At 70.0% G+C, this 23,524-nt stretch carries 26 protein-coding genes; 21 read left to right on the top strand and 5 right to left on the bottom strand.

Annotated features, from left to right (window positions below; all coding sequences use genetic code 11):
- Positions 1-849: 849 nt before the first annotated feature.
- The 3 genes from dnaB to OG764_RS40890 form a co-directional block, all read right to left on the bottom strand.
- Positions 850-2,256: a replicative DNA helicase gene (dnaB, locus tag OG764_RS40900; RefSeq protein ID WP_328973971.1), complete on the bottom strand. Its 1,407-nt coding sequence runs from the start codon at positions 2,254-2,256 to the stop codon at positions 850-852.
- A 90-nt stretch (positions 2,257-2,346) separates the two neighbouring features.
- Positions 2,347-3,417 carry a hypothetical protein gene (locus OG764_RS40895; protein ID WP_328973970.1) on the bottom strand — a complete coding sequence of 357 codons (1,071 nt, stop codon included), beginning with the start codon at positions 3,415-3,417 and terminating at the stop codon, positions 2,347-2,349.
- A 651-nt stretch (positions 3,418-4,068) separates the two neighbouring features.
- Positions 4,069-4,878 (bottom strand): GntR family transcriptional regulator, encoded by an 810-nt coding sequence (locus OG764_RS40890; protein WP_266448788.1) that lies wholly within the window; start codon positions 4,876-4,878, stop codon positions 4,069-4,071.
- Between the two features lie 306 nt (positions 4,879-5,184).
- Between OG764_RS40890 and OG764_RS40885 the strand changes: the two genes are divergently transcribed.
- From OG764_RS40885 to OG764_RS40795, 19 genes are all read left to right on the top strand, one after another.
- Positions 5,185-5,556: a hypothetical protein gene (locus tag OG764_RS40885; protein WP_328973969.1), complete on the top strand. Its 372-nt coding sequence runs from the start codon at positions 5,185-5,187 to the stop codon at positions 5,554-5,556.
- Positions 5,553-5,819 (top strand): hypothetical protein, encoded by a 267-nt coding sequence (locus OG764_RS40880; protein WP_266448792.1) that lies wholly within the window; start codon positions 5,553-5,555, stop codon positions 5,817-5,819. Before OG764_RS40885 ends, OG764_RS40880 begins: the two co-directional genes overlap by 4 nt.
- A 159-nt stretch (positions 5,820-5,978) precedes the next feature.
- Complete coding sequence (locus OG764_RS40875) at positions 5,979-7,394, top strand: hypothetical protein (protein ID WP_328973968.1); 1,416 nt, start codon at positions 5,979-5,981, stop codon at positions 7,392-7,394.
- A 71-nt stretch (positions 7,395-7,465) separates the two neighbouring features.
- Entirely contained in the window at positions 7,466-7,702 is a 237-nt protein-coding gene (locus tag OG764_RS40870; protein ID WP_328973967.1) for a hypothetical protein, read from the top strand.
- A gap of 94 nt (positions 7,703-7,796) precedes the next feature.
- Positions 7,797-10,052, top strand: a complete 2,256-nt coding sequence (locus OG764_RS40865) for a hypothetical protein (RefSeq protein ID WP_266448800.1) — start codon at positions 7,797-7,799, stop codon at positions 10,050-10,052.
- Between the two features lie 215 nt (positions 10,053-10,267).
- Complete coding sequence (locus OG764_RS40860) at positions 10,268-10,747, top strand: hypothetical protein (protein WP_266448802.1); 480 nt, start codon at positions 10,268-10,270, stop codon at positions 10,745-10,747.
- Between the two features lie 9 nt (positions 10,748-10,756).
- Positions 10,757-11,518, top strand: coding sequence for a hypothetical protein (locus tag OG764_RS40855; protein ID WP_328973966.1), 762 nt, complete (start codon positions 10,757-10,759; stop codon positions 11,516-11,518).
- Between the two features lie 122 nt (positions 11,519-11,640).
- On the top strand, positions 11,641-12,039 hold the full coding sequence (locus OG764_RS40850; RefSeq protein ID WP_328973965.1) for a hypothetical protein: 399 nt from the start codon (positions 11,641-11,643) through the stop codon (positions 12,037-12,039).
- A 70-nt stretch (positions 12,040-12,109) separates the two neighbouring features.
- The gene (locus tag OG764_RS40845; protein ID WP_443056307.1) at positions 12,110-12,496 is read left to right on the top strand and encodes a RapZ C-terminal domain-containing protein; all 387 of its coding nucleotides are present in this window, start codon (positions 12,110-12,112) and stop codon (positions 12,494-12,496) included.
- 134 nt (positions 12,497-12,630) lie between these two features.
- Complete coding sequence (locus OG764_RS40840; protein ID WP_328973963.1) at positions 12,631-13,167, top strand: hypothetical protein; 537 nt, start codon at positions 12,631-12,633, stop codon at positions 13,165-13,167.
- 161 nt (positions 13,168-13,328) lie between these two features.
- Entirely contained in the window at positions 13,329-13,745 is a 417-nt protein-coding gene (locus OG764_RS40835; protein WP_328973962.1) for a hypothetical protein, read from the top strand.
- A 169-nt stretch (positions 13,746-13,914) separates the two neighbouring features.
- Entirely contained in the window at positions 13,915-14,406 is a 492-nt protein-coding gene (locus tag OG764_RS40830; protein ID WP_328973961.1) for a hypothetical protein, read from the top strand.
- 143 nt (positions 14,407-14,549) lie between these two features.
- Complete coding sequence (locus OG764_RS40825) at positions 14,550-15,023, top strand: hypothetical protein (protein ID WP_328973960.1); 474 nt, start codon at positions 14,550-14,552, stop codon at positions 15,021-15,023.
- A 91-nt stretch (positions 15,024-15,114) separates the two neighbouring features.
- Positions 15,115-15,504, top strand: coding sequence for a hypothetical protein (locus OG764_RS40820; protein ID WP_328973959.1), 390 nt, complete (start codon positions 15,115-15,117; stop codon positions 15,502-15,504).
- 104 nt (positions 15,505-15,608) lie between these two features.
- Positions 15,609-16,235 carry a GGDEF domain-containing protein gene (locus tag OG764_RS40815; protein WP_328973958.1) on the top strand — a complete coding sequence of 209 codons (627 nt, stop codon included), beginning with the start codon at positions 15,609-15,611 and terminating at the stop codon, positions 16,233-16,235.
- An 82-nt stretch (positions 16,236-16,317) separates the two neighbouring features.
- Positions 16,318-16,953, top strand: coding sequence for a hypothetical protein (locus OG764_RS40810; protein ID WP_266448828.1), 636 nt, complete (start codon positions 16,318-16,320; stop codon positions 16,951-16,953).
- A 153-nt stretch (positions 16,954-17,106) separates the two neighbouring features.
- On the top strand, positions 17,107-18,306 hold the full coding sequence (locus tag OG764_RS40805; RefSeq protein WP_328973957.1) for a DNA cytosine methyltransferase: 1,200 nt from the start codon (positions 17,107-17,109) through the stop codon (positions 18,304-18,306).
- Between the two features lie 7 nt (positions 18,307-18,313).
- Positions 18,314-19,315, top strand: a complete 1,002-nt coding sequence (locus OG764_RS41875) for a deazapurine DNA modification protein DpdA family protein (RefSeq protein ID WP_443056308.1) — start codon at positions 18,314-18,316, stop codon at positions 19,313-19,315.
- A 68-nt stretch (positions 19,316-19,383) separates the two neighbouring features.
- Positions 19,384-20,427: a phosphoadenosine phosphosulfate reductase family protein gene (locus OG764_RS40795; RefSeq protein ID WP_328973956.1), complete on the top strand. Its 1,044-nt coding sequence runs from the start codon at positions 19,384-19,386 to the stop codon at positions 20,425-20,427.
- A gap of 141 nt (positions 20,428-20,568) precedes the next feature.
- On the opposite strand, the gene OG764_RS40790 is transcribed toward OG764_RS40795, so the two are convergent.
- Together OG764_RS40790 and OG764_RS40785 are read right to left on the bottom strand one after the other, a co-directional pair.
- Positions 20,569-20,955, bottom strand: coding sequence for a hypothetical protein (locus OG764_RS40790; protein ID WP_266448840.1), 387 nt, complete (start codon positions 20,953-20,955; stop codon positions 20,569-20,571).
- A 323-nt stretch (positions 20,956-21,278) separates the two neighbouring features.
- A complete protein-coding gene (locus OG764_RS40785) occupies positions 21,279-21,932 on the bottom strand; it encodes a DUF7691 family protein (RefSeq protein ID WP_266448843.1) in 654 nt (217 codons plus the stop codon).
- 324 nt (positions 21,933-22,256) lie between these two features.
- Here OG764_RS40785 and OG764_RS40780 point away from each other — a divergent pair, with 324 nt between their 5' ends.
- The gene (locus OG764_RS40780; RefSeq protein ID WP_328973955.1) at positions 22,257-22,697 is read left to right on the top strand and encodes a hypothetical protein; all 441 of its coding nucleotides are present in this window, start codon (positions 22,257-22,259) and stop codon (positions 22,695-22,697) included.
- A gap of 2 nt (positions 22,698-22,699) precedes the next feature.
- On the top strand, positions 22,700-23,491 hold the full coding sequence (locus OG764_RS40775; protein ID WP_328973954.1) for a hypothetical protein: 792 nt from the start codon (positions 22,700-22,702) through the stop codon (positions 23,489-23,491).
- Positions 23,492-23,524: the final 33 nt, after the last annotated feature.

Genomic DNA, 23,524 nt, shown 5'->3' with positions numbered 1-23,524 from the left:
GGTCAATGCGGCTCAGCAACATTGGAATGTCGCTGAGCGCCTCTACGCAAGCCGCTGACCAGGGCAAACGCTGCGCCCCTCTAAATACGTAGTAGACGCACCAGCCGCAGCGGGGTTCACTCACCACGGACCGGCAGCTGACGCGGGGCCTGTCGCCGGCGGCGCTTCTCTCTCTCCCCACCCACCGAGGTTCTGTCGACGACAACTCGCACCACTGACTGCCCTGTGTGGGCCTGTGCCACAGAAAGTCAGCCACGGCGATGCCCGCACGCGGTTGACGGGAGCAATGTGGGCATCAGCCACTTCCCGGTATCAGCCACGCTACCTATTTACGGTCTCAGCCCCGTGCCGGCCCGCGCGCCCGCCACGGCGGCCGGCCAACCGGCGGCCCGCCCGGGCCCGTCGGAGGCGAAGCCGAACGCGGGCGACGCGGGTCCAGCGCCGCAGCGCTGGCGGCGTCCGGGGCCGGCCCCGGCGGCGTCCGGGGCCGCCCCCGGATCGCGCCCCCGGCGCGATGCACCACCCACCACCAGGCGGGCGAATGAGCAGGGCCACTGTGGGCGGTTTACGTGGCTGGCGCACTGCCGACCGCGGGTGCGTCGTGGATCCCTGTGTAGCTGGCTAGGGGGAGGCCGGGGTGGGTGTTCGATTCCGGCTCGCGGCATGCCCTCAGTGGGTCGCGGTCCTGGCGCCGCAGGATCTGGCTCACCGGGGCCGGTCGCGGGCCGCTGAGTTGCGTCTGCCCGCGCGCAGTGCGTCGAAAGGAGGCGGACAGAACAACTTCGGCCGGATAGCCGACGGCGCCCCGACTGGTCTGAGTCGGGGCGCCGTGTATTGACATGCACATGACTAGGCGACGTCGCTCGCCATGTCGACGAACCTGCTGTAGTGGCCCTGGAAAGCCACGGTGATCGTGGCCGTCGGCCCGTTGCGGTGCTTGGCCAAGATCATGTCGGCTTCGCCCGCGCGCGATGACTCCTTGTCGTAGGCGTCTTCCCGGTGCAGCAAGATCACCATGTCGGCATCCTGCTCGATCGCGCCGGACTCGCGCAGCTCGCTGATCTGCGGCCGCTTGTCGGTGCGCTGCTCAGGTCCGCGGTTCATCTGCGACAGCGCGATGATCGGGATCTCCAATTCCTTGGCGAGCAGCTTGAGGTTGCGGGACATGTCCGAGACCTCCTGCTGCCGGTTCTCCGGCCGACGGCTGCCACCCGACTGCATCAGCTGGAGATAGTCGATGACCAGCAGCTTCAGGCCGCCCTTGGACACCTTGATGCGCCGGGCCCGGCTGCGGATCTCCATCAGGGACAGGTTGGGGGAGTCGTCCACGATCAGTGGTGCCTCTTCGATGGCCGGGGTCCGATTGGCCATGCGGAGGAGATCGTCGTCGGAGACCGTGCCGGCGCGGATGTGGTGCAGGCCCACCCGGCATTCGGCGCTGTAGAGGCGCATGGCGATCTCGTTGCGGCCCATCTCCAGGGAGAAGAAGGCCGAGGTCATGCCATGTTTGATGGAGACATTGCGAGCGATGTCCAGTGCCAGGGTGGACTTACCCATGGCCGGGCGGGCGCCGATGACGATGAGCTGGCCGGGCTGGAGGCCATTGGTCAGCGCGTCGAGGTCAGCGAAGCCGGTCGGAACGCCTGTCTGGTTCGTGAGGCCCTTCTGACGGGCGTCAAGATCATCCCAGAAGCCCTGGATGTCTTCCTTGACGAAGGCGTAGCTGGTGGTCTCCTTCTGGCCCGCCAGGGCATCCTGGATTTCGGCTTCCACCGCGTTCTGTACGTCGTCGAGCTCCCCTTCGCCGGAGTAGCCCAGCTGCGTGATCCGCGTTCCGGCCTGGATCAAGCGGCGCAGGACCGCGTGCTCGTGGACGATCTCGGCGTAGTAGGCGGCGTTCGCCGCGGTCGGCACGGACTGGACCAGGGTGTGGAGGTAGGACGCGCCGCCGATCCTGACGATCTCGCCGCGCTTGGTGAGCTCCGCCCCGACGGTGATGGGGTCGACGGGCTCGTTCTTGGAGTGCAGGTACCAGATGGCGTCCTGGATCGTTTCGTGGTGCGGGCGGTAGTAGTCCCGCCGCTGCATGGGGGAGTCGATGACCTCTTCGATCGCGTCCGTGCTCAGCATCTGTCCGCCGAGCACGGCCGTTTCCGCCTCTTGGCTGTGAGGCGGGACGCGCTCGAATCCGTCGTTGTGGGGCCGGCGGGGGGCGGAAGCGTCGTCGGCGGGCAGGGCGGGTGAGACGATGGACATGTGGATCTCCTTCAGGGGTTCGCAGCTGCGGCGGCCGGTTCTTAGCGGGAGTGGCCGCCGCAGCCATGTGCGGACGTGGATACGGGAATGTCAGTTGGCGGACTGACCGGCGCGGAGACGGGCCAGGAGGCCAGCGCCATCGACAGCGGCCGGGGCGGACTGCTGACGCTGCTGACGCTCATCGGCGGCGCAGCGCAGGCAGTCTCCGGCCTCGAAGGCAGGGTGCCGTTCGCACGCCGTGGGACTGGCCTTGCGGGCCGCCCTGGATACCGCGGGCGGGTGGAACTCGGCGTGCCTGGCAAGGCTGGCGTAGCCCAGGCCGGGCAGCTGTCCGGCGAGCTTGGAGACGTGCTCCACCGGCCAGTCCAGGGCCAGCAGGTCTGCCGCTTCTAGCCCCAGCCGGTTCAGTACCGACTGCATGGGCCGCACGGGGCTCAGGGCTTCGATGTACGCACCGAGCACCTGGTCGACGTCCGACTGCTGGGCCGGACGGGGCTCAGGTACGGAGGCTTCCTGGGTCGGAGCGGACTTCGGGGTGGTGTTCCGCGCAGCGTCGATCTCTCTCTCGGGCCCCCGGCCCTCACGTGCAGGAAGGCGCGAACCGTTGGAGAGAGAGGTGGTCTTCTGAGGAGTGATCTTCTTATGCGGCTGATCCTCCGTACGCGGTTCCTCCGTCTGCGGAAAATCGCATGACGGTGCTGACCTGGGGTTTTGCTTCGGCTTCTCCGTAGTGCGATTTCCGAATGACGGTCGTGACCTGGGACTTTCCGGTTCACCGCTTGCCGGGGCGGGGATGGAGATGACCAGGCCGTCAGGCATGTCGGTGATGTAGTACTCGGTCCGCCCCCAGGAGCCCCGCTTCGCGTTGGGCTGTTCCTTGGTCGGGCCGTCGAGGCGCTCTTGCTCCCGGACGAGGTAGCCGTGCGCCTCCAGCTCATTGAGGCCGGTCCGCACGGCGGCGACCCCGTCGGTGGAGCACGCGCAGATGGACTCGATGGAGAGCCCATAGCCGTCACGGTGAGTGGAGATGAGGCCGAAGATCCCCTTGGCCTTGAAGCTCATCCGCGGGTCACGGAAGACGGCGTTGTGGATCTGGGTGAACTGCTGCTCGAAGACGTCGGCGGCCATGGGGCCGCGGCGGATGAATCCGTTGCCGCTCATCGGCCCACCCCCTCAACAGTGAGGGAGCCGGCGGAGGCGTGCGCGGCGGTGGAAGGAGCGAGGTGGTGCGGGTACTGCACGGTGGCATTCCCCCTTCGGGCGAGCGAGGGGAGCCCCAGGTGCCGAATGTCACGCATCGTGGCCAGGCCGAGATCAAAATACCGGCCGGTACGTCATATCCTTGGCGGCGGTCGGCGTGGTTGCACACGCCTGCTGGAGCGCCCTCAGCGATTTGGGTTGGGTTCCATCACTGGTGGTGCGTTGACTCGGGCGAGAGTCCGTCGGTGGCCGTCCCTTCGCGAAAAGGGGCGGCCACGGTCATGTCAGGGGGAGTGGCCGGGAATCCGGCCGCTACCGGCTGCACCGGTGCTCTTTCGGCCGCTTGCCGTGGCGCAGGCCGCTTGGTGGTGCGGCGGTGCCGCTGAAACCCGTACGCTGCTCATGAGCGCACCTCCCCGTCGTTGAGTCAGGTGTGCGTCCGCTTCTCCGGGCGGCCACCCGGGACGGACCGACAGGCCCCTCGTGGGCCTGTTGTGTTTTCCGGGAGGAATCCTCCTCCCCAGTCGCCTATCCGACCACACGCACCGTAACGGGTGTGTCGCAGGGTCGACGACGTCATTCTCCGCTGTCGAGGCATCTTCTGAAGACTGGTCAGCCCACGTCGAAGGACACCGGGGCAGGCTCGATGGGTTCCACCGGCCAGCGGGCCGAGGCATCGCGCCGCAGTTTCGTGGCGTACTCGATGCGCGCACCGGGGATCACGACGGCCGTGATCTCCACCGGTCGACTCGTCCGTCCGGACGTGCCGATGGTGAACTGCCGCCAGACCGGCAACTGCCGGGAGACCTGTAGCAGTTGCGCCTCTTCCGACGTGGGCAGGTCGGTCCTCTCCCGCCTCTCCCAGGACAGCGGGCCGTGGCCGGCTTTCTGCTCGATGACGTCCAGGTGGCCGCCCAGCCCCGGCTCCCACTTCTCCAGCTCCGGCAGTGCGTCCAGTTCCCCCGGGTGCAGCCAGGTGTCGGCGAGCTGCAACGGCGGCTCCCCGGGCGGGGACGACACCCGGCGAAGCCGGAGCGCTTCCGTGCCGTGGTCGAGGCCGAACAGCTCGGCAACGGGCTCAGGCATCGGCAGGCGGCCGACCTGGGGGCGTCCGTGCAGGATCCAGGGCCCAGGGGCCGAGGCCGCCACGGGAAAGACATAGCCGCTGGTGGAACGCCGCACGACCTCCCGCACGGTGCGGCGTGCGACCGGCTGGAGCACGATGATCCCAGCCTTCTTCACCGTCCGGACCAGACCCTTCAGCGCGAGCAGCTCGACGGCCCGGCTGATGGTCAGCCGCGACACCCCGAACTCCTCCGTCAAGTCGTCGAAGCCGGGCAAGGTGCTACCCGGCGGGTAGTCCCTGCCCGCTCCGATGCGCGCCGACAGCTGGTCGGCGATCTCTTCACTCTTCGTCGCCACGTAGGCGTCTCCCTCTGCTTCTGCGCACATACGCGTGCCACATCTATACCGCACTTGTTCCCTCCCTCTCCGTGCGTTCGTGCTTTAAGTGTAGCACTGTGATTTCAGCAATCGGATTAAACGCAGCACAGTTGACGATCTGGCGAGGATGTGGGAGATTAATTGCAGCACAGAACGGGGCTACCGCTTCTGTGCCCCCGGTCTTCGCTGCCCATACGCAGCGCGGCCCCAAGGCGTGTGGAAGACGCCGAGGGGCCGCTGACAGGGCCGTTCAGCTCCCCGGTACAGAGAAGAGGAAGACGACCCGTGAAGCACATCGTTGCAGGACAGAAGCCTGTTACAGCGGACGAGTTCGCTGAGACCGCGCTCGGTGACTACTACGACGCCGGCGCCCACGCGCTCCGCGACATCCGCGCGATGATCGAGGCCGAGGGCGACGAGATCGACCGCGCCAGCCTGCCGTACTACGACGAGCTGATCACCGCGCACGAGCAGGAGCGCGCGGAGCGCATGGGCTACTACAACGCCCTGGTGCGCAAGTCGCCGCTGCCCCGCCGGCAGCCGCGCCGCCCGCGCCGGATCCCCAACCACCGTCCCAAGAGCGAGCGCCGCCCGGCCGCGCCGGCCATCTCCACGCGCCCGGCCGCCCGCTTCGTCCTGCGGGGGCGGTCCGCGTGAAGAAGGCCACCCACTACGCCCAGGTCATCGACGGTCTCACGCGCATGTTCCTCGCCCGCCTGGACGTACTGCACCCCGGCGTACTGCTGCTGGTGATCCCGCTGTTCGTCGTCGTCGTGGGCGCCGCCGCGTTCGCCGTCGTCGTCATCGCGGTCGCGCTCACCCTCGCGGCCGCCGCGGGCGGCGTGATCCTGGTGGCCCGCTGGGCCATCAGCGCCGCCGCCGACTACTCCCACCGTTCCCGCGCTGCCGTCACCACCTGACCCCGCAGCCCGTTCCCGCTGGACACCGTCCCCCTGGCCGCCACCGGCCACCAGGACGCCGCTGAAGCCCCCCTGACGGGCCGTACGCAGCGCTACCAGCTCCCCCACCCCACCCACTGCCCTGGCCCGCCGCGCACCACGTAGGAGGTACCCGCCCCGATGACCACGACCTTTACCGATCCGCCCAGCACGTCGTGGGCCGAGCAGGACGCCAAGGCGGAAGCCATCCGCGTCCAGACGGCCGCCAAGATGACCGCCGATGAGATCGCCGCCGAGATCGCCCGGGCCAAGGCCGCCCCACAGATCGCCGCCGCCGAGGCGAAGGCCAAGGAGATCAAGCGCAAGGCGGAGGAGGAGGCGGAAGAGGCCCACAAGGCGCGCGAAGCCAAGCTGGCGGCCGAGCAGGCCGAAGCCGAGCGGACCGCCCAGGCGGTAGCGTCGGCCCTGGCCTGGCGCAAGGCCGCCGCGGCCATCGCCGTGACGTGCGTGGTGGTCTCGCTCCCCATGCAGATCTCGTTCTTCTGGGACCCCGGGGCCCCGTGGCTGGGAGCAGTGCCGTTCGTCCTGGAGGGCATCGCCTTCGCGCTGCTGAAGGGCGCGGCCGCTGCCATCGACGAGGACCGGCCCAGCTGGCATTACCGTCTCGGCGCCCTGGCCGTGGCCATCAACTCCGCAGCCATCAGCTACATCCACGGCGTCGAGGTCTACGGGCTCGCCACCGCTCTCGGAGCCGCGTTCTGTAGCGTCGCCGGACCGGCGGTATGGGACCTGCACGAGCACGGCCGGATCTCCAAGCGCGACGGCAAGGTGTCGTGGCGGGCACGCCGCGCCCAGCGCGCGGCCGAGCGCCGCAAGGCCAAGCAGCGCGAGGCCGAGCTGAAGGCGCAGCGTGCGGCCGAGAAGGCAGCCGAGGAGAAGGCGGCCGCGTACGAGCAGGCCGTGCTCGACGGCTACGCCGAGCGCCACCCGGAGGTCTGGACCCACGCCCGCGACCTCGCGGCCGCGCTGGGGCAGCCCGTGGTCACCCGCGAGGTGTGGGCACGTGCGTGGCGCGACGTGCACGGCACCGACGTCGGAGACACGAGCGAGTGGATGACGATGCGTGCAGCGGCCGAGGCGCGCGTGGCCGAGGCCGGCGGACACGCTTACGTGCACGCCACCTTCCCGCTGCTCGGCCCCTTCACCCGCATCAGCGACCGCCCGGGAAGTGCACCCGCCAAGGGTGGCGACGTCTTCGACCAGGAGGCGCCGGCCACACCTGCAACGAGCACCCCCGGCGGTAGCGAAACCGCAGATCAGCCCTCTCGCGAGACCGGCCGGAACGGGCGCCGTTCCCGCCGTGCCGAGCGCACGCAGCAGCGCGGCGGCAGTGCCCGCCGCAAGCCGCTCGTACGTGCCGGCCAGCGGGGCCGGACACGCCGGGAGCAGCTCACCGACGAGCAGCTCGACGAGAGGGTGAAGGCACTCGACCCCGACAAGCCCACCCTCTCCGCCCGCTACGTCGCACGTGCGGTCGGATGCGACCAGGCGCGCGCCAAGGAGGCCCTGATCCGCGTCGGCCGGTACGCCGACTGACGCACGCAGAGAGCACACCGACGCGCACGTAGAAGTGCACGCCACACCACCAGAACCGGAGGACCCTCACCGTGAGTACGAGCAGCACCGACCGCCACTTCCCCCTGACCCTGCCGCTGGCGCTCCCGGCCGGAACCGGCGTCTTCATCGTCGCCCTGAAGACGAGCCCGCTGAGCGACGCGGGCGTGCTCGCCCTGGCCGTGTTCCTCGTCGTCCTGTTCGCCCCCGGGCTGCTCAAGGCTGGGGCCAAGACGGCGGCCACGCTCGCCAAGCCCAGGAAGAAGAAGTCCGCCAAGGACAAGAAGTAGCAGCACAAAAACGTCCGTTTTTGCATCTCGGTGGCGGCGCTTGGCCGCGCCGCCACCGGCCCACACGCACCCCTCTCGCGAAGGAGCCCCACCCATGAGCGACCACCTCCCCGACGCCCCGCAGAACCCCGACGACAAGCCGCTGGACGTCCGCCAGCTCTTCACCAACCCCGACTCCCTGGCGGATGCCGAGCGCGAAGCCCGGGCCCGCGTGCAGACGACCCGTGCCGGCCACGCCGACACCATCACCGGCACCGTCCGCCTGGCCCACGAGGTCGAGGACGAGGCCGGGATCGTCGAACTGCCCGTGGCCCGCCGGACCCTGCCCACCGCCCTGCTGGACCGCGAGGTCTGGCGTCACCGCATCGACGTCGTGGTGCACGCTGCCGGCTTCCACGTGGCCCGCTCGCCCCGGTACGCCTGGCGCCTGGGCCACCTGTCCGTCCTGGGGGCCTGGACCGAGTTCCGCACCGCGTGCGGCTACCTGCTGGCCACCGACTTCGGCCACATGATCGACGAGGCCAAGCGGCACAACTACGGCGAGGACCACGTCGCCCAGCTGCGCGCCGACCGGCGCAAGGAGGCCAAGGCCCGCCGCCGGGAGAACACCACCATCCTCGGGATCACCGGCTTCACGACCTACACCACCGCCGTCATCGCGCTGGCCGAGGTGTGGGGGATGGGCATCGCCGCACCGTTCCTTATCCCGGCCCTGGCCTTCCTGTACGCATGCGGAGTGCGCGAGCTCGGGCGCCGCACGGAGCCGTTCGAGGTCTTCGAGCAGGCCGCGGCCGCCGAGGACGCCCCGCTGACCGACGCCACGATCAACGCCGTCCTGCACGAGCGGAAGATCTTCACCGACGAGAGCCACGCCATCCAGCTCGTCGGCCCCATCCGCGAGACGACCATCAACGCCTCGCTTGCCACGTTCAAGCTGCCGTCGGGCATCACCGCCCAGCGGCTGATCGCCAACAAGAACGCCATCGCCGAAGGGCTCAACGTCGAGCCCTCGTGGCTGGACATCGAGCAGGACGGCCACCCCAGCCGGGTCAGCATGTGGATCGCCAGCTCCGACCCGCTGGCCAAGGCCCGCGTGTCCCCGCTGGTGGCCGCGCCCGAGCGCCAGGACGTCTACAACCAGGGCGCCATGATCGGGTTCACCCGTCGCGGCCGCACCTTCTACCTGCCGCTCAGGCACGTCATGGTCCTGCTCGGTGGCATGTCCCGCACCGGCAAGGGCATGATCCTGCGCAACCTGATCTGCGCTCTGGGTCTGGACCCGCGGGTCAACATCCGGCTTGCTGCCGGTGCCAAGCCGGGCGAGCACATCGGCTACGCCTCCGTCTGCGCCACGTTCTTTGGCCGCCGGCCGGACCGCGTGCTGGCGCTGCTTCAGGGACTGCTCGCCGAGGCACTGCGGCGGGAGGCGTACCTGGAGGAGCAGGGCCGCGCCAAGATGAACGAGCGCGATCTGGAGCTGTTTCCCTGGGAGATCGCCATCCTCGATGAGGCCCAGGAGCACACCACCGACGCCGAGTACGGCGACGACATCAGTCAGCTGCTGGAGAAGCTCTCTGGCTTCATCGCGGCCCTCAACATGACGATCATCCTGGTCACCCAGGACCCGGACAAGAACACTGTCCCGCGCAAGTACAAGTCCAACTCGGCCGTCCGCGCTGCCACGAAGACCGGCAGCCCGACGCAGACCAACGCCATCCTGAAGGAGGGGGCCACCGGCGCCGGAATGCGAGCCCATGAGCTGTCCCGGGACGTTCCCGGCGCTGCTATCGCCGACATCGACGGCCTCATCGGGGAGCTGCTGCGCAGCTACTTCATCGAGGACGACGCCTACGACGGTGCGGAGCCCATCATCCGGGCCGGCCACAAGCTGCGGACGGCCGAAGGCCGGGCACCGGGCCAGTTCTTCGACCCCGTCGAGGCCTTCCTGCTGGAGCGCACCGGGATGAGCTCGGTGGCAGGAGGACCCGACGGGCGGGGCAAGCCCGGACGGCCCACAGCGGCGACCGCGACCCTGCATCGCAGCCTGCTGACGGACCTGCTGGACATCTTCGAGGCGAAGGGCAACCCTGACCGGCTGCGGACGGTGGAGATCCTCACCGCGCTCGCCGCGGCCGACCCGGACACGTGGTCGGCCACGGCTCTCGGCGTCGACGAGGACGACGAGAAGGGGTGGGCCAGCAAGGGCGGCACGAAGCTGAACAAGGACATCGCCAAGGAGCTGGACGGCACCGGCCGCACCCTCACCTCCGGGGAGTGGACCAAGGGCGGCCGAGGCCGCGGCTACTTCCTCGCGGAAGTCCGCGCGGCCGCCGGGATTGCCCCGGAATGACCCCCGCGACGCGGCCCCGACGGGCCGCGTCGCCGCAGGTCAGCGGCGCGACGGCCCCGCGACGCGGACCCCCGGGGGCGCGTCGCCGTCGCGCCCCTGGGGCCCCCATCCCGGGCCGTCGAGGGCCCTGACCAGGCACGACGCGGCCCGTCGCGCCTCTGTCGCACCTCGCAAACCACCAGATACCCGGCACCCAGGCAGGAGCCTTTTCGATCATGGAACAGCCCATCCGCACACCTACCGCCGCCGCCGTTCACCTTCCCCAGCCCCTCGTCTACGCCCCCACCGTCCAGACCTCCCCGGCCGCTCCGGTCGCGCGCATCGTCACCCCCCAGGGCGACGTCATCACCGGCTACCTCATGCAGCCGGCCGACCAGCCGCCCGCCGCCCCCACGCCCGCCGCCCAGCCGCTGCCGGTGTGGGTGCGCTCCACGGCTCTGCTCATGCCCGTGGCCGCAGGCAGCGCCACTCTCGCCTTCTGGGGCCTGTCCCTGGCCGTCGAGTCCCTCGCCGCCCTCGCCGCCGCGCTGTGGAACCTCTTCCTCTCCCTGCTCGCCCTGTCCGCTGTCGTCGCCGTCGCAGCCTCCTGGCGCGGCCGCCGAGGCGGAACGACCGTCACCGCCACGGCCACCGCCACCAGCCGGAGCCTGTTCGGCCGGACCACCGCTCGCGCCACCGCCACCGTCAGGAAGTAGGAGACCCCCATGGCCAAGCCCGTGAAGAAGACGACCGCCGCCAAGCCCGCCGGGCGCGGAGCAGCTGGGAAGACCGCTGCCCCCGGCGGCTCCAACAGCGTGACCGTGAAAGGGCGCCTCACCCTGAGCGGCGCGGTCCTGCGCTGCCCCGGGCGCAGCGCAGGCAGCGTGCCCCGCACCCTGACTCTGCTGGTCTCCGGTAACGAGGTTCACGCCACCTGTGGCGAGCCCCATCCGGCACAGGGCAAGCGCCCCAGCAGGAGCGACCCGAAGTGCATGTTCAACATGGCGCTGCTGACTCCCCTGGTGACGCCCGCGGTGGTGAGGACGATCGCGACCCGGTACGAGCCCGGCCGTCCGTTCGCCTTCAGGCTCGCGGGGGGCCAGGTCCTGGAAGGCAAGCGGGCCCGGGCCGCCAAGGCCGCGCCCGTCAGCAGTGCCGGACCGGCCGCGAGCGAGCACGCGGCACGGGCCGCCGCCGCCCGAGCCGCGCGCCCGGGCAGGGCGGCACCGGCACGGGGCGGCGGCGCCCTGGTCGCTGGGCTCAACACGGTTACCGCCGTCGCCCAGGCCGTCGGCCAGACAGCCCGTGCCGCTGGGGCAGCGGTGAGCTCGACCGCCGGCGCCGTCGGCAAGGTCGCCGACCTCGGGCGCGAAGGCATGCGCACCGGCCGCGCGGCCATCCAGGCAGCTGACAACGCCGGTGCCCGCCGTTTCGCCCGAGACAACCGCAAGGGCAGTGACGACAGCGGCGACGAGGCCGCTGAATGACGCGTGGGCGGGGCGGACTTCACCGCCCCGCCCACACTTTCAATGTGGTAGAGTTCCTCTTGTCGCATCGGGATGGCTTCCTGGTGCGACACCACACGTACGCCCGTACCGAAAGGACCGCTGTGACCATCCAGCAGAAGACCTCCAGGCCGAATATCGTGACCAGGTTCCTCATGGCCCTCATGGGCAAGAGCTGGGCCTACGAGTCCGTTGAGGACGTCCGCGAGGTCCTGGCGAAGAACAGCTTCGACTCGTTCCCGGAGCGCGCCGAGGTTCACGCCGAGGGGGCCGCCACCCTCACCGACGCCTACGCGTTCCAGCCCGGCCTGATCGACCTGCACGCCGATCTCCACGACGTCTGGCACTACCTGACGGCCCAGAAGGAGCGCGCCCGCGAGCTGGGCTGCGCCACGCTCGCCGCGCAACTCGGAGCCGCTGCCGACTCGACCCGCGACACGCTCCAGGACGTGGCCACAGCCGCCGAGGGGACCGTTACCGCGTCTCTCGCCGTCCGCGACTGAGACCATGCCGACCGACCAAGAGGCCAACCCATCAACGCGCCGTATCGCGGCGCATCATGAAAGAGGAAATGTGCACGACGTCCGCATCATCTCGTTCGGCTTCCTGCACGGCGACGCCCCAGCGGCGGACATCGTCCTGGATCTGCGCACTCACTTCCGCGACCCCCACGTCGATCCCTCGCTCCGGCATCTCACGGCCAACGACGAGGCCGTACGCGACGCCGTACGGAGTACCGACGGAATCCCCGAGCTGACCGAGGCCGCCGCCGACATGGTCGAGGCGTACCTCAACGGTCCCTCGGGCGAGCATCCCGTAACCGTTGCGGTCGGCTGTGCCGGCGGAAGGCACCGGGCTGCATCAGTGGCCATGGATCTGGCCGCAGAACTCGACCGCGGCCGCAGCCTGGTGGTCACCGTCCTCCACCGGGACATCCAGCTGGACGTGGTCGACCGCTGAGCGGGCGCGAGCCGGTCCCCTGACGGCGACGGGCCAGCGGCCCGCCGCCGTCAGCAGTGCGGTGAGGACCGTTCGCCGGACCGGGGTGGCCCCCCGATCCGGCCCCACACGTACACCGATCCGGAAGGAAGTTCATGAACCCCATCTCCCTGCACCGTCTCACCGTTGCCGGCGTGACCGTCGGCGTCGCCGCACTCATCGTCTCCTGCACCGCGACCGGGCCGACCGGGCCGGTCGAGCACGGCAAGGTCATCGACAAGCGCAGCAAGGCTCCGCGGACCGAGACGGTGACCGAAGGCGTCTACAACTGTCGCGCCACGACCACACGGGCCGCCCGCTCCAGCCTCGTCACCGGCAAGGGCGGCGGCAAGAAGGGCGGGAAGAGCGACGGCGGCGACAGCGGTCTCGTCGGAGGCCTCTTCGGCGGGGGCTCCGACTCGAAGCCCGCCAAGAAGCCCGGCGGGAACGGCCCCGACACCCGGCCGAGCGCGAAGCCCCAGAGCCCCAGCCCCCAGCCGCGCCGCGACTGCACCAAGGTCGGTGAGCGCAAGGTGCCCAAGCTGCACCCCGGCCGGTACGAGCTGCACATCAAGGCCGAGGACGGCCGCACCGCGTGGAAGCGCGTCACCGCCGATGTCTACAACCGCACCAAGAACGGCGACGTGGTCTGAGACCGCCGGACAGCGCCGGGCAGGGGACGCCCCTGCCCGGCACGCCTCACAAGCCGTGCCACCAACCAGGCTCGCCACATCGCAGGGCGCGCCCGCATCGGAGGCCGGCCGCCCCGCGCACCCCACGCACCCCGAATCCCAAGTTGAGGAGCACACCCAGCATGTCCGATCGCGCCCGCGCCATCGAAGGCCTCGCCCTGACCGCCGTCTTCGACGCGGTTCTGACGGCCTCCCCAGAACCCGCCGACCCGCTGGCGGTTGCGGAGATCGAGGGAGCGGCCGCCGCTGTCCGGGCAGCCCTTGCGCGGCTGGAGACCGCCGTGCGCGAGCAGCAGGGCATCCCGGCCGCCCATGCGGTGCTTCGGGCCCTGCATGACCCCGGTGACCGCGATGCCGGTCTTCTGGACGCCGTGGCGCGCATCGTGGCCGCACTCCGAGACGGCCTGTACTCCCAGACCGACGATCAGGCCCACCACGCTGCTGACTGGCTGGAGGCGGCCGAAGGTGCCGTTCAGGACGCAGCGGTCGAGAACGTGGATCGGGCCCGGGAGGAACTGGCCCCACCGCAGTCCACCTGAGCAGCACACCACTGCCAGCGAGGTAGAGACGTCGCCCGGCCCCGGCATGGCAATGGCTTGCCCCGCATCGACGGCGGGGGTTGGAAATGGTAAAGTTCTTCTTGTCGAAACGGGATGGCTTCCCGGTCGGCATCACACACGCACACCACCGTTAAGGGAGGAACCACCCGTGTCCTGCCACACCCTGACACCTCATGAGGACGCGCCCTCGGGCCGCACCGTCCTGATCGGATGGGACCAGCTCGGTACGTACTACGCCAGCGTCACCGACCGGGAAGGCGAAGCGGTTCGAGACGTCCTCTTCGCGGGCGCGGACCGCTACGACATCTCCGAAGTGGCCACCGTGATCGAGCTGGTCGCCGCGTACGCCGCGATACCTGCGGGGCTGAAGAAGATCCTGATCGGGGACCGCGCGAGCGAGGGCTACCGCTGCCCGACCTGTCTGGGGCGCGGTGCCCGTGTCCTGCCCGCCAGCTGCGACGAGACCGAATGCTCCCCGTGCGAGGGAACCGGCAAAGTCCAGTGTGCCCACGGCCTCACACTCGCCAGCGGCGAATGCACCACCTGCACCTTCGAAGCCGAATCGCCCGCCGCCACCGAAGCGGCCCGGGCCTTCGACGACCGGTGTGCAGCTCAGCGCGCGTTGCTCCACTACGTCTGACCCAGTCCCGGCCGGGGCGGTGCCTGACCGCGCCGCCCCGGCCTTGGGCGCATCCACCGCGAGCTCCAGGGGTCCGGACAGCCGGGCCCGCACAGCGTGCACGCGCGACCGGCAGGTCTTGCGTCGCCTCCGGAAGGGACCTGATGACCGACACCACGACCAGCACCACTGACCAGCTCCGGACCGAAGCCGAAGTGCTCCCGCTGCCGCCGTTGTACGAGGCCTGTTCCTGTTGCAAGGGGGAGTGGCTAAAGCCGAACCCGGCCTACGCCGAGCACGCCGACGAGGGCCGGGTGCTCCTGGCGGCCGCCATCGAGGCCCGCAAGGCCGCCGGACTGTGCGACGGGGAGGAGGACCCCGAGATCGTTGACGCGCGGGCGCCCTACACGGACCGCATCGTCGTCGATCCCCTGCGCGACAAGCTCGGGCCGACCGCCGACAAGGCCCGCGTCGCCACCCTGGCCTGGCGGATGCACCAGGAGAACCCCCCCAAGTGGCCGGACGGACACCCTCAGGAAGAGGAGTTCTACTGCATCGAGTGCGACGGCCACTCCGGGTACCAGCCGACCGCAGCCGGCCGTCAGGTCCTTGACCTTCTCCGCATCTTCCGGCGGTAGTCCGCCACTCCACTGACAGCCACGGCCCGCGGGTCCCTACCAGGGGCCTGCGGACCGACCCGTTCCCTCACCCAGCAGGAAGGCGCCGCCCATGACGTACCCGATCATGCCCATCGACAAGTTGACCTGGTATCACCTGCCGTCGTTGCTGGCCGCAGAGGCCGGGCGTCTTCGCTATGACCGGAGTCGGTACCCCATCCATGCGGTGTCGAACAACGCCATGGCCTGCCACTGGGGCGGCCTGCTCGAAGACGGGCACGGCGGCATGCGCCTCACCGCCGAGGGCCGCGCGCGCCTCGCCGAGTGGAAGGCCAGCCCTGACGGCCGCGAGTGGCTCGCCAGTGAGTCCGGCGACGACGAGGACGACCAGCAAGAGCCCCCGGAGGGCTCCCGCCGCCAGACGCCGACGGAACCGGAGCCCGCGCCCTCGACCGAGGTCGCCAGTCAGTTGTCGCTCTTTCTGGAGGGCATGGAAGCCTGACGACCCTCGCTCGTCAATGAGGATTGAAAGTGGTAAAGTTTTTCTTGTCGGAACGGGGTGGCCCCCCGCTTCGGCTCACACGTACACCGACGAAGGAGCCTCCTATGACTACCTCCACCGCCGTACGCGCCGTCATCGACCCGGCGTCCGCTCTCCTCGCGGCGCGCACCGAGATCGAAAGCGGAGCGCCCAGCCTCGGAGTCCTGGCCCAGCTCACCCAGCTCACCGAAATGCTCCTCACGCAGGTCGAGACCCTGGCCGAGCAGCTCACCGAGGCACGAACCTGCCCGGTCACCCAGCTCCCGACCCGGGCCGCATGGAACGCCCTGGCCGAGGAGGTCTGCACCTCCGGCGCCGCCGTCGTGCTGCTCATCGACCTCAACGACTTCAAGCCCGTCAACGACGCGTACGGTCACGCCGCCGGTGACGCCGTCCTCGCGGCCACCGGCGCGCGCCTGCGGTCCTGGACGGACGGCCGTGGGTACGCGGGCCGGCTGGGAGGGGACGAGTTCGTGGCCGTCATCCGGGACGAGCCCCATCTGGCCGTGGCCATCTCGAACCTCCGGGACCAGCTCCACAACCCGGTCTCCCATGGCGGTGCCCGCCTGTCGGTCGCGGCTGCCATCGGCGTGGCCACCGTGCCCGGCAACACCCCCGAGGCCCTCTCCGCGGCGATGAGCAGGGCCGACCGCCGCATGTACCGCGACAAGGGGCGGCCCGGCCGCCGCTGAGACCCCGCCCGGCATCGCCGCGCCCGTCGACGGGCGCGGCGATGCCGGGCGCCGCCCGCTCCCGCCCCATGAAAGGCGTTCCATGCCCCACCCGCTGACCCGCTTCTACCGCACCCACGTGTTGACCCCGCGCCCCTACGCCCCCCGCGGCTATGTGGGCGCCGCGTTCAAGGAGATTGTTCTCGGCGACGGCACGTACGAGACCGGGTACCTGACTGGCTGTGAGGCCGACCTGATGCTCAGCCGTGCCGCTGCCGGGAACCGGCCCGTGCACGTCCTTTCGTACGGAGCCCTGTCCATCTCCGCAACCCGCCGGGTATCCGGCGCCCACCCCGCGACGCCGGCCACCCGGTTCCGACGGCTCGATCTCGTCATCCATCCGAAGAGGCTCACCGACCGTCAGCACGAAGACCTGAAGCTGATCGACCAGTACGAGAAGGACGCCCGCGCGGTCCGCGACGACGACGGCTTCGTGCAGGCGATCGAAGTAGGCCTCTGCCGCATCCCCAGGACCCAGACCTCCATCCTCCTGGCCAGGGGATGGGTCTCCGAGCTCCCGAACTCGAACCGGGTGTGGATCTCGTCGGCCGGTCGCATCGCGCTGGCGTGGCGATGGCGCCAGGAGCAGGGTCTGAACTCCCGCCTACTGAAGGGGCTGTATCTCGATGCGGCCTTGACCGCCGCGTCCACCGCCCGCGCCAGCCTGACGGCCGACTGATCGAGCGCGCGGTCCGGGGAAGGCGACGCGCGCCCTCCGGATCGAGCGGAGGGCGCCTTCGCGTAGGGGGCTGAGAGTGGTAGAATTCTCTATGTCGGAACGGGGTGGCTCCCCGGCCCGCACCGCACACGCACCCCGACCGAAGGAGCGTCCATGAGCCCTGACCTGTCCAGCGTTCACCTCTTTGCCGGCGGCTGCGGGGATCTCGCCGGGTTCGAAGCCGCCGGATTCACTCCCCGCTTCGCCGCCAACCACGCCCGACCCGCCATGGACACCGTCCGGCTCAACTTCCCCGGCGTACGCCGCCGCCACTGCGACGTCCACAACCTCGACATGCGAACCCTGCCCAAGGCTCGAACGCTCGTGGGCTCCCCGATCTGCACCGAAGTTGCCCCGGCCGGAGGCAACAGCGCCCCGCGCCTGGCCACCCTTGACGATGCCCTCCAAACCACGGAGGAGGAGGTCGCCGACGGGGACGAGCAGACCTCTCCCAAGGACTGGGCCCAGACCCGGCTGAGCGCCTGGGACCTGATCCGCGCCATGGAGTGCAACAACTACGACGTGGTGTGCGGTGAGAACGTCCCCGGCTTCGCCACCCGGTGGCGCCTCTTCCGCGATTGGCTGCGCTGCTGGGACACCCTGGGCATGAACGTCACCCTGGCCAGCTTCGACGCCGCGCACCTGGACGGAGACGGATTCGACCCCGTGGCCCAGCACCGCCACCGCATCGCGTTCGCGTTCACCCGCAAGGGGCAGCCCGTTCCGGACTTGAGGCCGCGCCCCCGTGCCGTCTGCCCAGTGTGCGGCGAGGTCCGCGGGGTGCAGCAGTGGGTGAAGCCGCGCATGCGCAAGATAGGAACCTACGGACAGCAGTACCGGTACATCTGCCCCCGTCGACGCTGCGGGCACCAGGAGGTCACCCCCCTGACCAGGCCGGTCGGGGACCTCATCGACCGAACCCTCCCCATGCGCTATGTCCACCAGGGCAGGCCCGGCAAGAACTTCAAGCCGTACGCGGACGAGACACGGCGCAAGATCGCCGTCGGCCTGGAACGGTTCGGCGACAAGCCGTTCCTCGTCATCCACCGGCGCAACGCCACGGTGGTGAGCCTGGACGAGCCCGCCCCCGCCTTCACCGCAGCTGGAAACCACCACATGTACGTCGAGCCGGGCGCCACCGTGGACGACACGCGCGTGCGCATGCTCACGAACCGCGAGAAGGCGCGAGGACAAGGCTTCCCCGACCACCACCAGTTCGCCGGAAACGCCACCGAGGTCAACCGGCTGATCGGCAACGCGTTCCCCGTGACATCCGCACGCTGGCTCGCCACGCGCCTGGCCCCCGTGCTCTGACCACCCCATTCCCCGCCCGAACCGGGCCCGTACGGCGGACGCCGTACGGGCCCGGTCTGTATGCAAGGAGGATCCTCGCCTGTCGACCGCGCAGACCACGCCCGGACTTTTCGACCTCCCCGGCTCTGCCGCCGACCAAGAAGTACAGCGGGCCCGCCGACGGTCGCGCGCCACCCCCGGCGATCCCGGCCGCCCACGGCACGACGACTACGACGACGTCGAGCGCGACAGCTACCTGGGCACACACCACCCGTCATGGCTCGCCCGAGCCGAGTTCGGCGGCTTCCGCCCCGTCCCGCTGTGCATCTCCCACCGCCGCCTGGTCCACCGGCGCACCCTCCCCCGCGCCGTCACACCCTGGCTGCTGGACTCCGGCGCCTACTCAGAGCTCTACCTGAGGGGGACCTGGACCGTATCGACCTCCGAATACGCTGCCGCGGTCCGCCGCTACCAGGACGAGATATCCCAGCTCGAATACGCCAGCATCCAGGACTGGATGTGTGAGCCGCACATCCTGGCCAGGACCGGCCTGACCCTCTACGACCACCAGGCCCGCACCGTAGCCAGCTACATCAACCTCCTGTGGCGGGACGACACACTGCCCTGGATGCCGGTGATCCAGGGCTGGACGCTGGACGACTATCTGCGCTGCGTCGACATGTACGACGCCATGGGCATCGACCTCACCGCGGAACCCCGAGTCGGGCTCGGTTCCATCTGCCGGCGCCAGAGCACCCGGGAAGCCGTCCGCATCGTCGAGACGCTGCACGGGCTCGGCATCCGCCTCCACGGCTTCGGGTTCAAGGTCCAGGGACTGCGCGCAGCGCACCACCTTCTGTACTCCTCGGACTCCCTGGCGTGGAGCTTCAGCGCGCGCCACCAGGACCCGATGCCCGGATGCAGCCACAAGGCATGTTCGAACTGCCACCGCTACGCCCTCGCGTGGCGCAACCGGATGCTGCGGTCTCTGCCCGCGTGGCACCAGACCTCCCTCCATCCGCCGCTGTAACAGCCCGTGTCCGGGGTGGCCCCCGGCACGGCGCCACACGCACACCCACCTCACGAAGGGACTCCCGTTTGCCTCTCCTGACCCCGATCCCCACCGACACCCACCAGCTCAGCCTGTTCTGCGACGACGACAGCCCGCCGCCCAAGCGCGAGCGCCGCATCCACCCCTCCGTCCCCTACGCGCCGTCGACCACCGATCCGGTACGCCTGATCACCGATGCCGACTGGGTGCTGCTGAACTCCAGCGGCGGCAAGGACAGCCAGGCGATGAAGTCGCACGTGGTCTCTCTCGCCGCCGCCGCGGGCGCTCTTCACAAGGTCGTCGTTGTCCATGCGGATCTCTCGGACATCGAGTGGGAGGACACCGCGAGCCTGGCCCGTGAGCAGGCGTTCATGCTGAACGTGCCCCGCTTCGAGATCGTGCAGGCTCAGGGCGATCTCCTCGCCCGTGTCGCCGCCCGGTACGCCAAGCTCAAAGCGAAGGCCCTCGCCGAGGGGAAGCCCGTCGCGCCGGCCTGGCCATCAGCCTCAGCCAGATGGTGCACCTCCGACCTGAAGCGCGGCCCGATTCGCAGGCTCATGACAAGGCTGACGGAGGAGAGCAGGCATCTGCACCGCCCCGTACGCATCCTGAACTGCCTGGGCCAGCGAGCCGCCGAGAGCCCCCATCGGCAGAAGCTCGCCCCCGTCGAGATCGACCGCCCGGCGAGCAACGGCAAGCGCCACATCACCACATGGAGACCGATCCATCACTGGAGCGACAGGGCCGTTTGGGCCGAGATCGCCCGGTCCGGCCTGCCGTACCACGAAGCGTACGACTGGGGCATGAGCCGCTTGTCATGTTCATTCTGTGTGCTCGGATGCGAGTCCGACCTTGTGATCGCCGCACGGCGCCGCCCCGACAAGGCCGCTGAGTACGCCGCCATGGAGACCTCCGTAGAGCGCGACTTCAAGGCCAAGCTGTCGATGCGCGAGATCATCGCCCGCGCGGCCGCGCTGGAGGCGGAGAGCCCCCTGGTCCGGCCGCCGCACGGCACCGCCATGTCCCGGTTCGTGGGCAAGGCCGTCACGCGTGACTACCTGGCGCGGCGCGGCTTGGCTACAGCGGCCTAGGCCAGGTCTTCCCTGTCTCGCCGCCCACCCGACGGGACAGGGGGGAGGGCGGGGGCGAAGGTGGCATACCCAGCCGTTATGGGCCTCACCCGAAGCTGACTCTGGTCTGGCGCTAGGTGCGGCTACCCCGGCGCTGCGGTCTCAGCGAGGGGTTTGGCGAAGCAGGTTGCTGTCGGCAGGACGGTCGATGCGGGTCAGAGGGAGGCCGCGCTGCATGTACGGCAGCGACTCGTCCCGCGTCATGTCGGACAGCAGGCGGGATGCCTCTGCGTAGCCGAGTCGGTCCAGCTCCCATGCCACCCATCTGCGGCGGGACTCGATGCGCTCCGGCTTCCCTCCGAACACCATGTGAACGAGGTGGGCGGTGCTGTCCTGATCGCGGGTTCGGCCGAAGGTGAGCATGGAGGCAAGGCTGTACGCCGAGACATCCCTGGTGTGGGGGTTCATATCCTCATTGCCGCGGCCGCCGTCTGGCTGCTCCAAGAGGTGAATCGCACGGAGGGCTGCCGCGCGCAGATCGTCGATCATTGCCGCCTCGGCGTGCCGTCGGGCCGCCTCGGCCCTGCGCCGTTTGTGTCGTCCGAACACGTGCAGTCGACCCCCTAGGCTCACCCTTTTGCAGCAGGTTACCCCTTGCCGGCCCAGTCGATCCCGGCCTCTACAGGCGTCAACTTCGGTGGCCGGAAACGCGCGGGCCGCTTCGCGGCCCCGGCCGACGGCGTCCGTCGTGAGGGCGCTTTCCTCGTGATCGCCGCCGCCCATGTGGAGCCCGTACGTCTGGGCTGGGGGCGGCGGCGACCTCGAGGACGCTCACGCCGGCGGCGGACAGCGGCAGGTTCCCGGGCAGTGGGTCAGCCGGTGATCGAGAAGAAGATCGAGCCGTCCTCGGCCCACCACCAGGCGCCCTCGCCCTTGTTCCATTCCGAGGCCCAGCTGTCGAGGGCCTCGATGAGCTCCCCGAGGTCGTACCGGAGGTCGGCGTCGACGCGGTCCAGCACCGCGCGGTAGGCCTCCGCCGCGGGGCCGGCCTTCGCGAGGGGCCAGCAGCCGATCTCCGGTGAGCCCTCCAGGGGACGGGGTATGCGGAACCCGATCTCTGCGGGCGGGCCGCTGAAAACGTACTGGTAGGGCAGCAGATCGGCCGGGACGCCTGCCGAGCTCAGGGCGTCGTCCAGGGCGGAGAAGTAGGTGACGGGGCTGCTGTAGCTCGCCAGGGTCGAACTGTCACTCGCGTTGTGGTCGATGATGATCTGGAGGGCCGCGTAGTAGGCGCAACCGGCGTAATCGGCGGAGGAGCCGGCCCGGCCGGAGACCAGCTCCTCCAGAGCGTCCGGGACCGACAACCCCCAGTCCACGCCCTGGTAGTCGAGGCTGTGCTGACGTGCCTTCGCGCTGACGCGCATGTTGTCCAGGCGTCGTGATTCGTCGGCGCTCAGGTCCAGGGCGGGCGCGAAGCGCAGGACCGCGCCGCGGTTCGCCATGCTGTAGTTCACTACCTTGCTCATGGGGTCATGCTGCCAAAGGGCACTGACAGGCCGGTGTCCGGAACCGGTTCCCAGGTGCCTGATCCGGAAGGCACGGCTTGGGTGACCAGCCGTCGCCCGGGTGCACCGCCGTACGAATGACCGGCCTGAAAAGCGCAGCAGCGGCAAGCGGTGGTCGGGTGGACCGGCCGTCCGCCGACCGCCGCCCGGTGGGTCGTTTGCCCAGCTCACGGGCCCTTCCCCGTTTGGCTCGGGGGGGTCAAGCCGGTATAGTTCTTCTTGTCGGAACGGGGTGGCACCCCGCACCGACACCCCACGCACACACCACCACCCGGGAGGCTCACTTTGTACGATCAGGACGTCAGGACGCGCCTGGAGAACGCCATCAAGGTCATGGTCAGGCACCCCGACGCGCGCCGCCGCCCGCTGCCGTCCGCGAAGGCCGGACGCCTCGCGATGCGCGAGCTCGGAATGACCCGAGCCGCCCGGCGGCAGGAGTCGAGCTCCGGCGCCTACTCCGCGTTCATCTTCATCGGGGACGCCGTCGCCGACGCCTACCACCTCGCGGGCGAGCGAGGCCTCTCGCCCGAAGGTCTCGACGCCCTTCACGAGACCCGCCTCACGGCCGACCAGCCGTTCCCCGGCGACGCGGCCAGCGATGTGATCGACCTCGCGCACTTCTTCGGCAACGTGCTGCACCTCGGAGCGGTCGCCTACGACCTCTGCCCGGAGGCACTCATCCGGCACGGACTCCTCCACTTCAACGCCGAGCGAATCGGCTTGTAGAGGTGACCGCAAACCGGGGGGCGGCCCAGCCGCCCCCCGGTTCCCCAATCCCCGAACCAAAGGAGCGCAGCATCACCCAGACGACGGTCACCACCCACTTCTTCGGAGAGATCACCTGCCTGCCCGCCACCCACGACCACTACGGCAAGCCGTACGCCGACCGAGGCACTCCCGGCGAACTCATCGCCGGGGAGATCGAGAGCGAGCTTCCGCACTCCCTCCCGTACTCCGACCCCGAGCCCGGCGACTACCTCCAGGACGTCACCGACGCCGCCGTGGTCGACGCCGCGCCGCTGGTCGACATCGTCCGCAGGGCCATCGCCTACCGAGACGCTGCCGACGGGTGCACTACGGAGCCGTTCATCGACGAGTGCGAGGCCGACACGCTCGCCCGCGAGCTGGCCCGCTGGGCCGAGACGTCCGGCATCCAGCTGACGCCTGAGTCGGGGCAAGGTGCGCTGCCCACGCCCGCGACAGAGGACGCCAGGGCCGTCGAGGGCGCCGGTGTGCCGCGCGAGTGCGCAACTTGCCCCACGGGCCAGGCAGAGCCGCCCCGCCGCATCTGCGCACAGTGCCAGGACGAGATCCGGCGAGCCCGCCCTTGGGTGACCTGGGGGTGGCGAGCCGGGATCGGACTCACCATGCCCGTGGCGGTCACGGCCGGGACGCACAAGCACTGTCTGGCCGCCATGCGCGAGTACCGGGGCTACGGGTGGCTGTGCGCCCTGTACCCCACCGGCACCCAGCCGGAAGGGCTGCGGCTCCAGGTCCGACAGGCACTCGCCCAGTCGTAAGCCGAAGGCCCACCGGCCAGGGGGCTCAAACGG

Source organism: Streptomyces sp. NBC_00239, assembly GCF_036194065.1.
GTDB lineage: Bacteria > Actinomycetota > Actinomycetes > Streptomycetales > Streptomycetaceae > Streptomyces.
Note: the sequence above shows the minus strand (reverse complement) of the source record. Positions and strands in the feature narration are given on the sequence as shown.

Excerpts from the sequence above, each read along its gene's own strand:
- dnaB (WP_328973971.1), bottom strand. The coding sequence starts at position 2,256 with ATGTCCATCGTCTCACCCGCCCTGCCCGCCGACGACGCTTCCGCCCCC.
- OG764_RS40895 (WP_328973970.1), bottom strand. The coding sequence starts at position 3,417 with ATGAGCGGCAACGGATTCATCCGCCGCGGCCCCATGGCCGCCGACGTC.
- OG764_RS40875 (WP_328973968.1), top strand. The coding sequence starts at position 5,979 with ATGACCACGACCTTTACCGATCCGCCCAGCACGTCGTGGGCCGAGCAG.
- OG764_RS40865 (WP_266448800.1), top strand. The coding sequence starts at position 7,797 with ATGAGCGACCACCTCCCCGACGCCCCGCAGAACCCCGACGACAAGCCG.
- OG764_RS40860 (WP_266448802.1), top strand. The coding sequence starts at position 10,268 with ATGGAACAGCCCATCCGCACACCTACCGCCGCCGCCGTTCACCTTCCC.
- OG764_RS40855 (WP_328973966.1), top strand. The coding sequence starts at position 10,757 with ATGGCCAAGCCCGTGAAGAAGACGACCGCCGCCAAGCCCGCCGGGCGC.
- OG764_RS40840 (WP_328973963.1), top strand. The coding sequence starts at position 12,631 with ATGAACCCCATCTCCCTGCACCGTCTCACCGTTGCCGGCGTGACCGTC.
- OG764_RS40835 (WP_328973962.1), top strand. The coding sequence starts at position 13,329 with ATGTCCGATCGCGCCCGCGCCATCGAAGGCCTCGCCCTGACCGCCGTC.
- OG764_RS40825 (WP_328973960.1), top strand. The coding sequence starts at position 14,550 with ATGACCGACACCACGACCAGCACCACTGACCAGCTCCGGACCGAAGCC.
- OG764_RS40820 (WP_328973959.1), top strand. The coding sequence starts at position 15,115 with ATGACGTACCCGATCATGCCCATCGACAAGTTGACCTGGTATCACCTG.
- OG764_RS40815 (WP_328973958.1), top strand. The coding sequence starts at position 15,609 with ATGACTACCTCCACCGCCGTACGCGCCGTCATCGACCCGGCGTCCGCT.
- OG764_RS40810 (WP_266448828.1), top strand. The coding sequence starts at position 16,318 with ATGCCCCACCCGCTGACCCGCTTCTACCGCACCCACGTGTTGACCCCG.
- OG764_RS40805 (WP_328973957.1), top strand. The coding sequence starts at position 17,107 with ATGAGCCCTGACCTGTCCAGCGTTCACCTCTTTGCCGGCGGCTGCGGG.
- OG764_RS40790 (WP_266448840.1), bottom strand. The coding sequence starts at position 20,955 with ATGATCGACGATCTGCGCGCGGCAGCCCTCCGTGCGATTCACCTCTTG.
- OG764_RS40785 (WP_266448843.1), bottom strand. The coding sequence starts at position 21,932 with ATGAGCAAGGTAGTGAACTACAGCATGGCGAACCGCGGCGCGGTCCTG.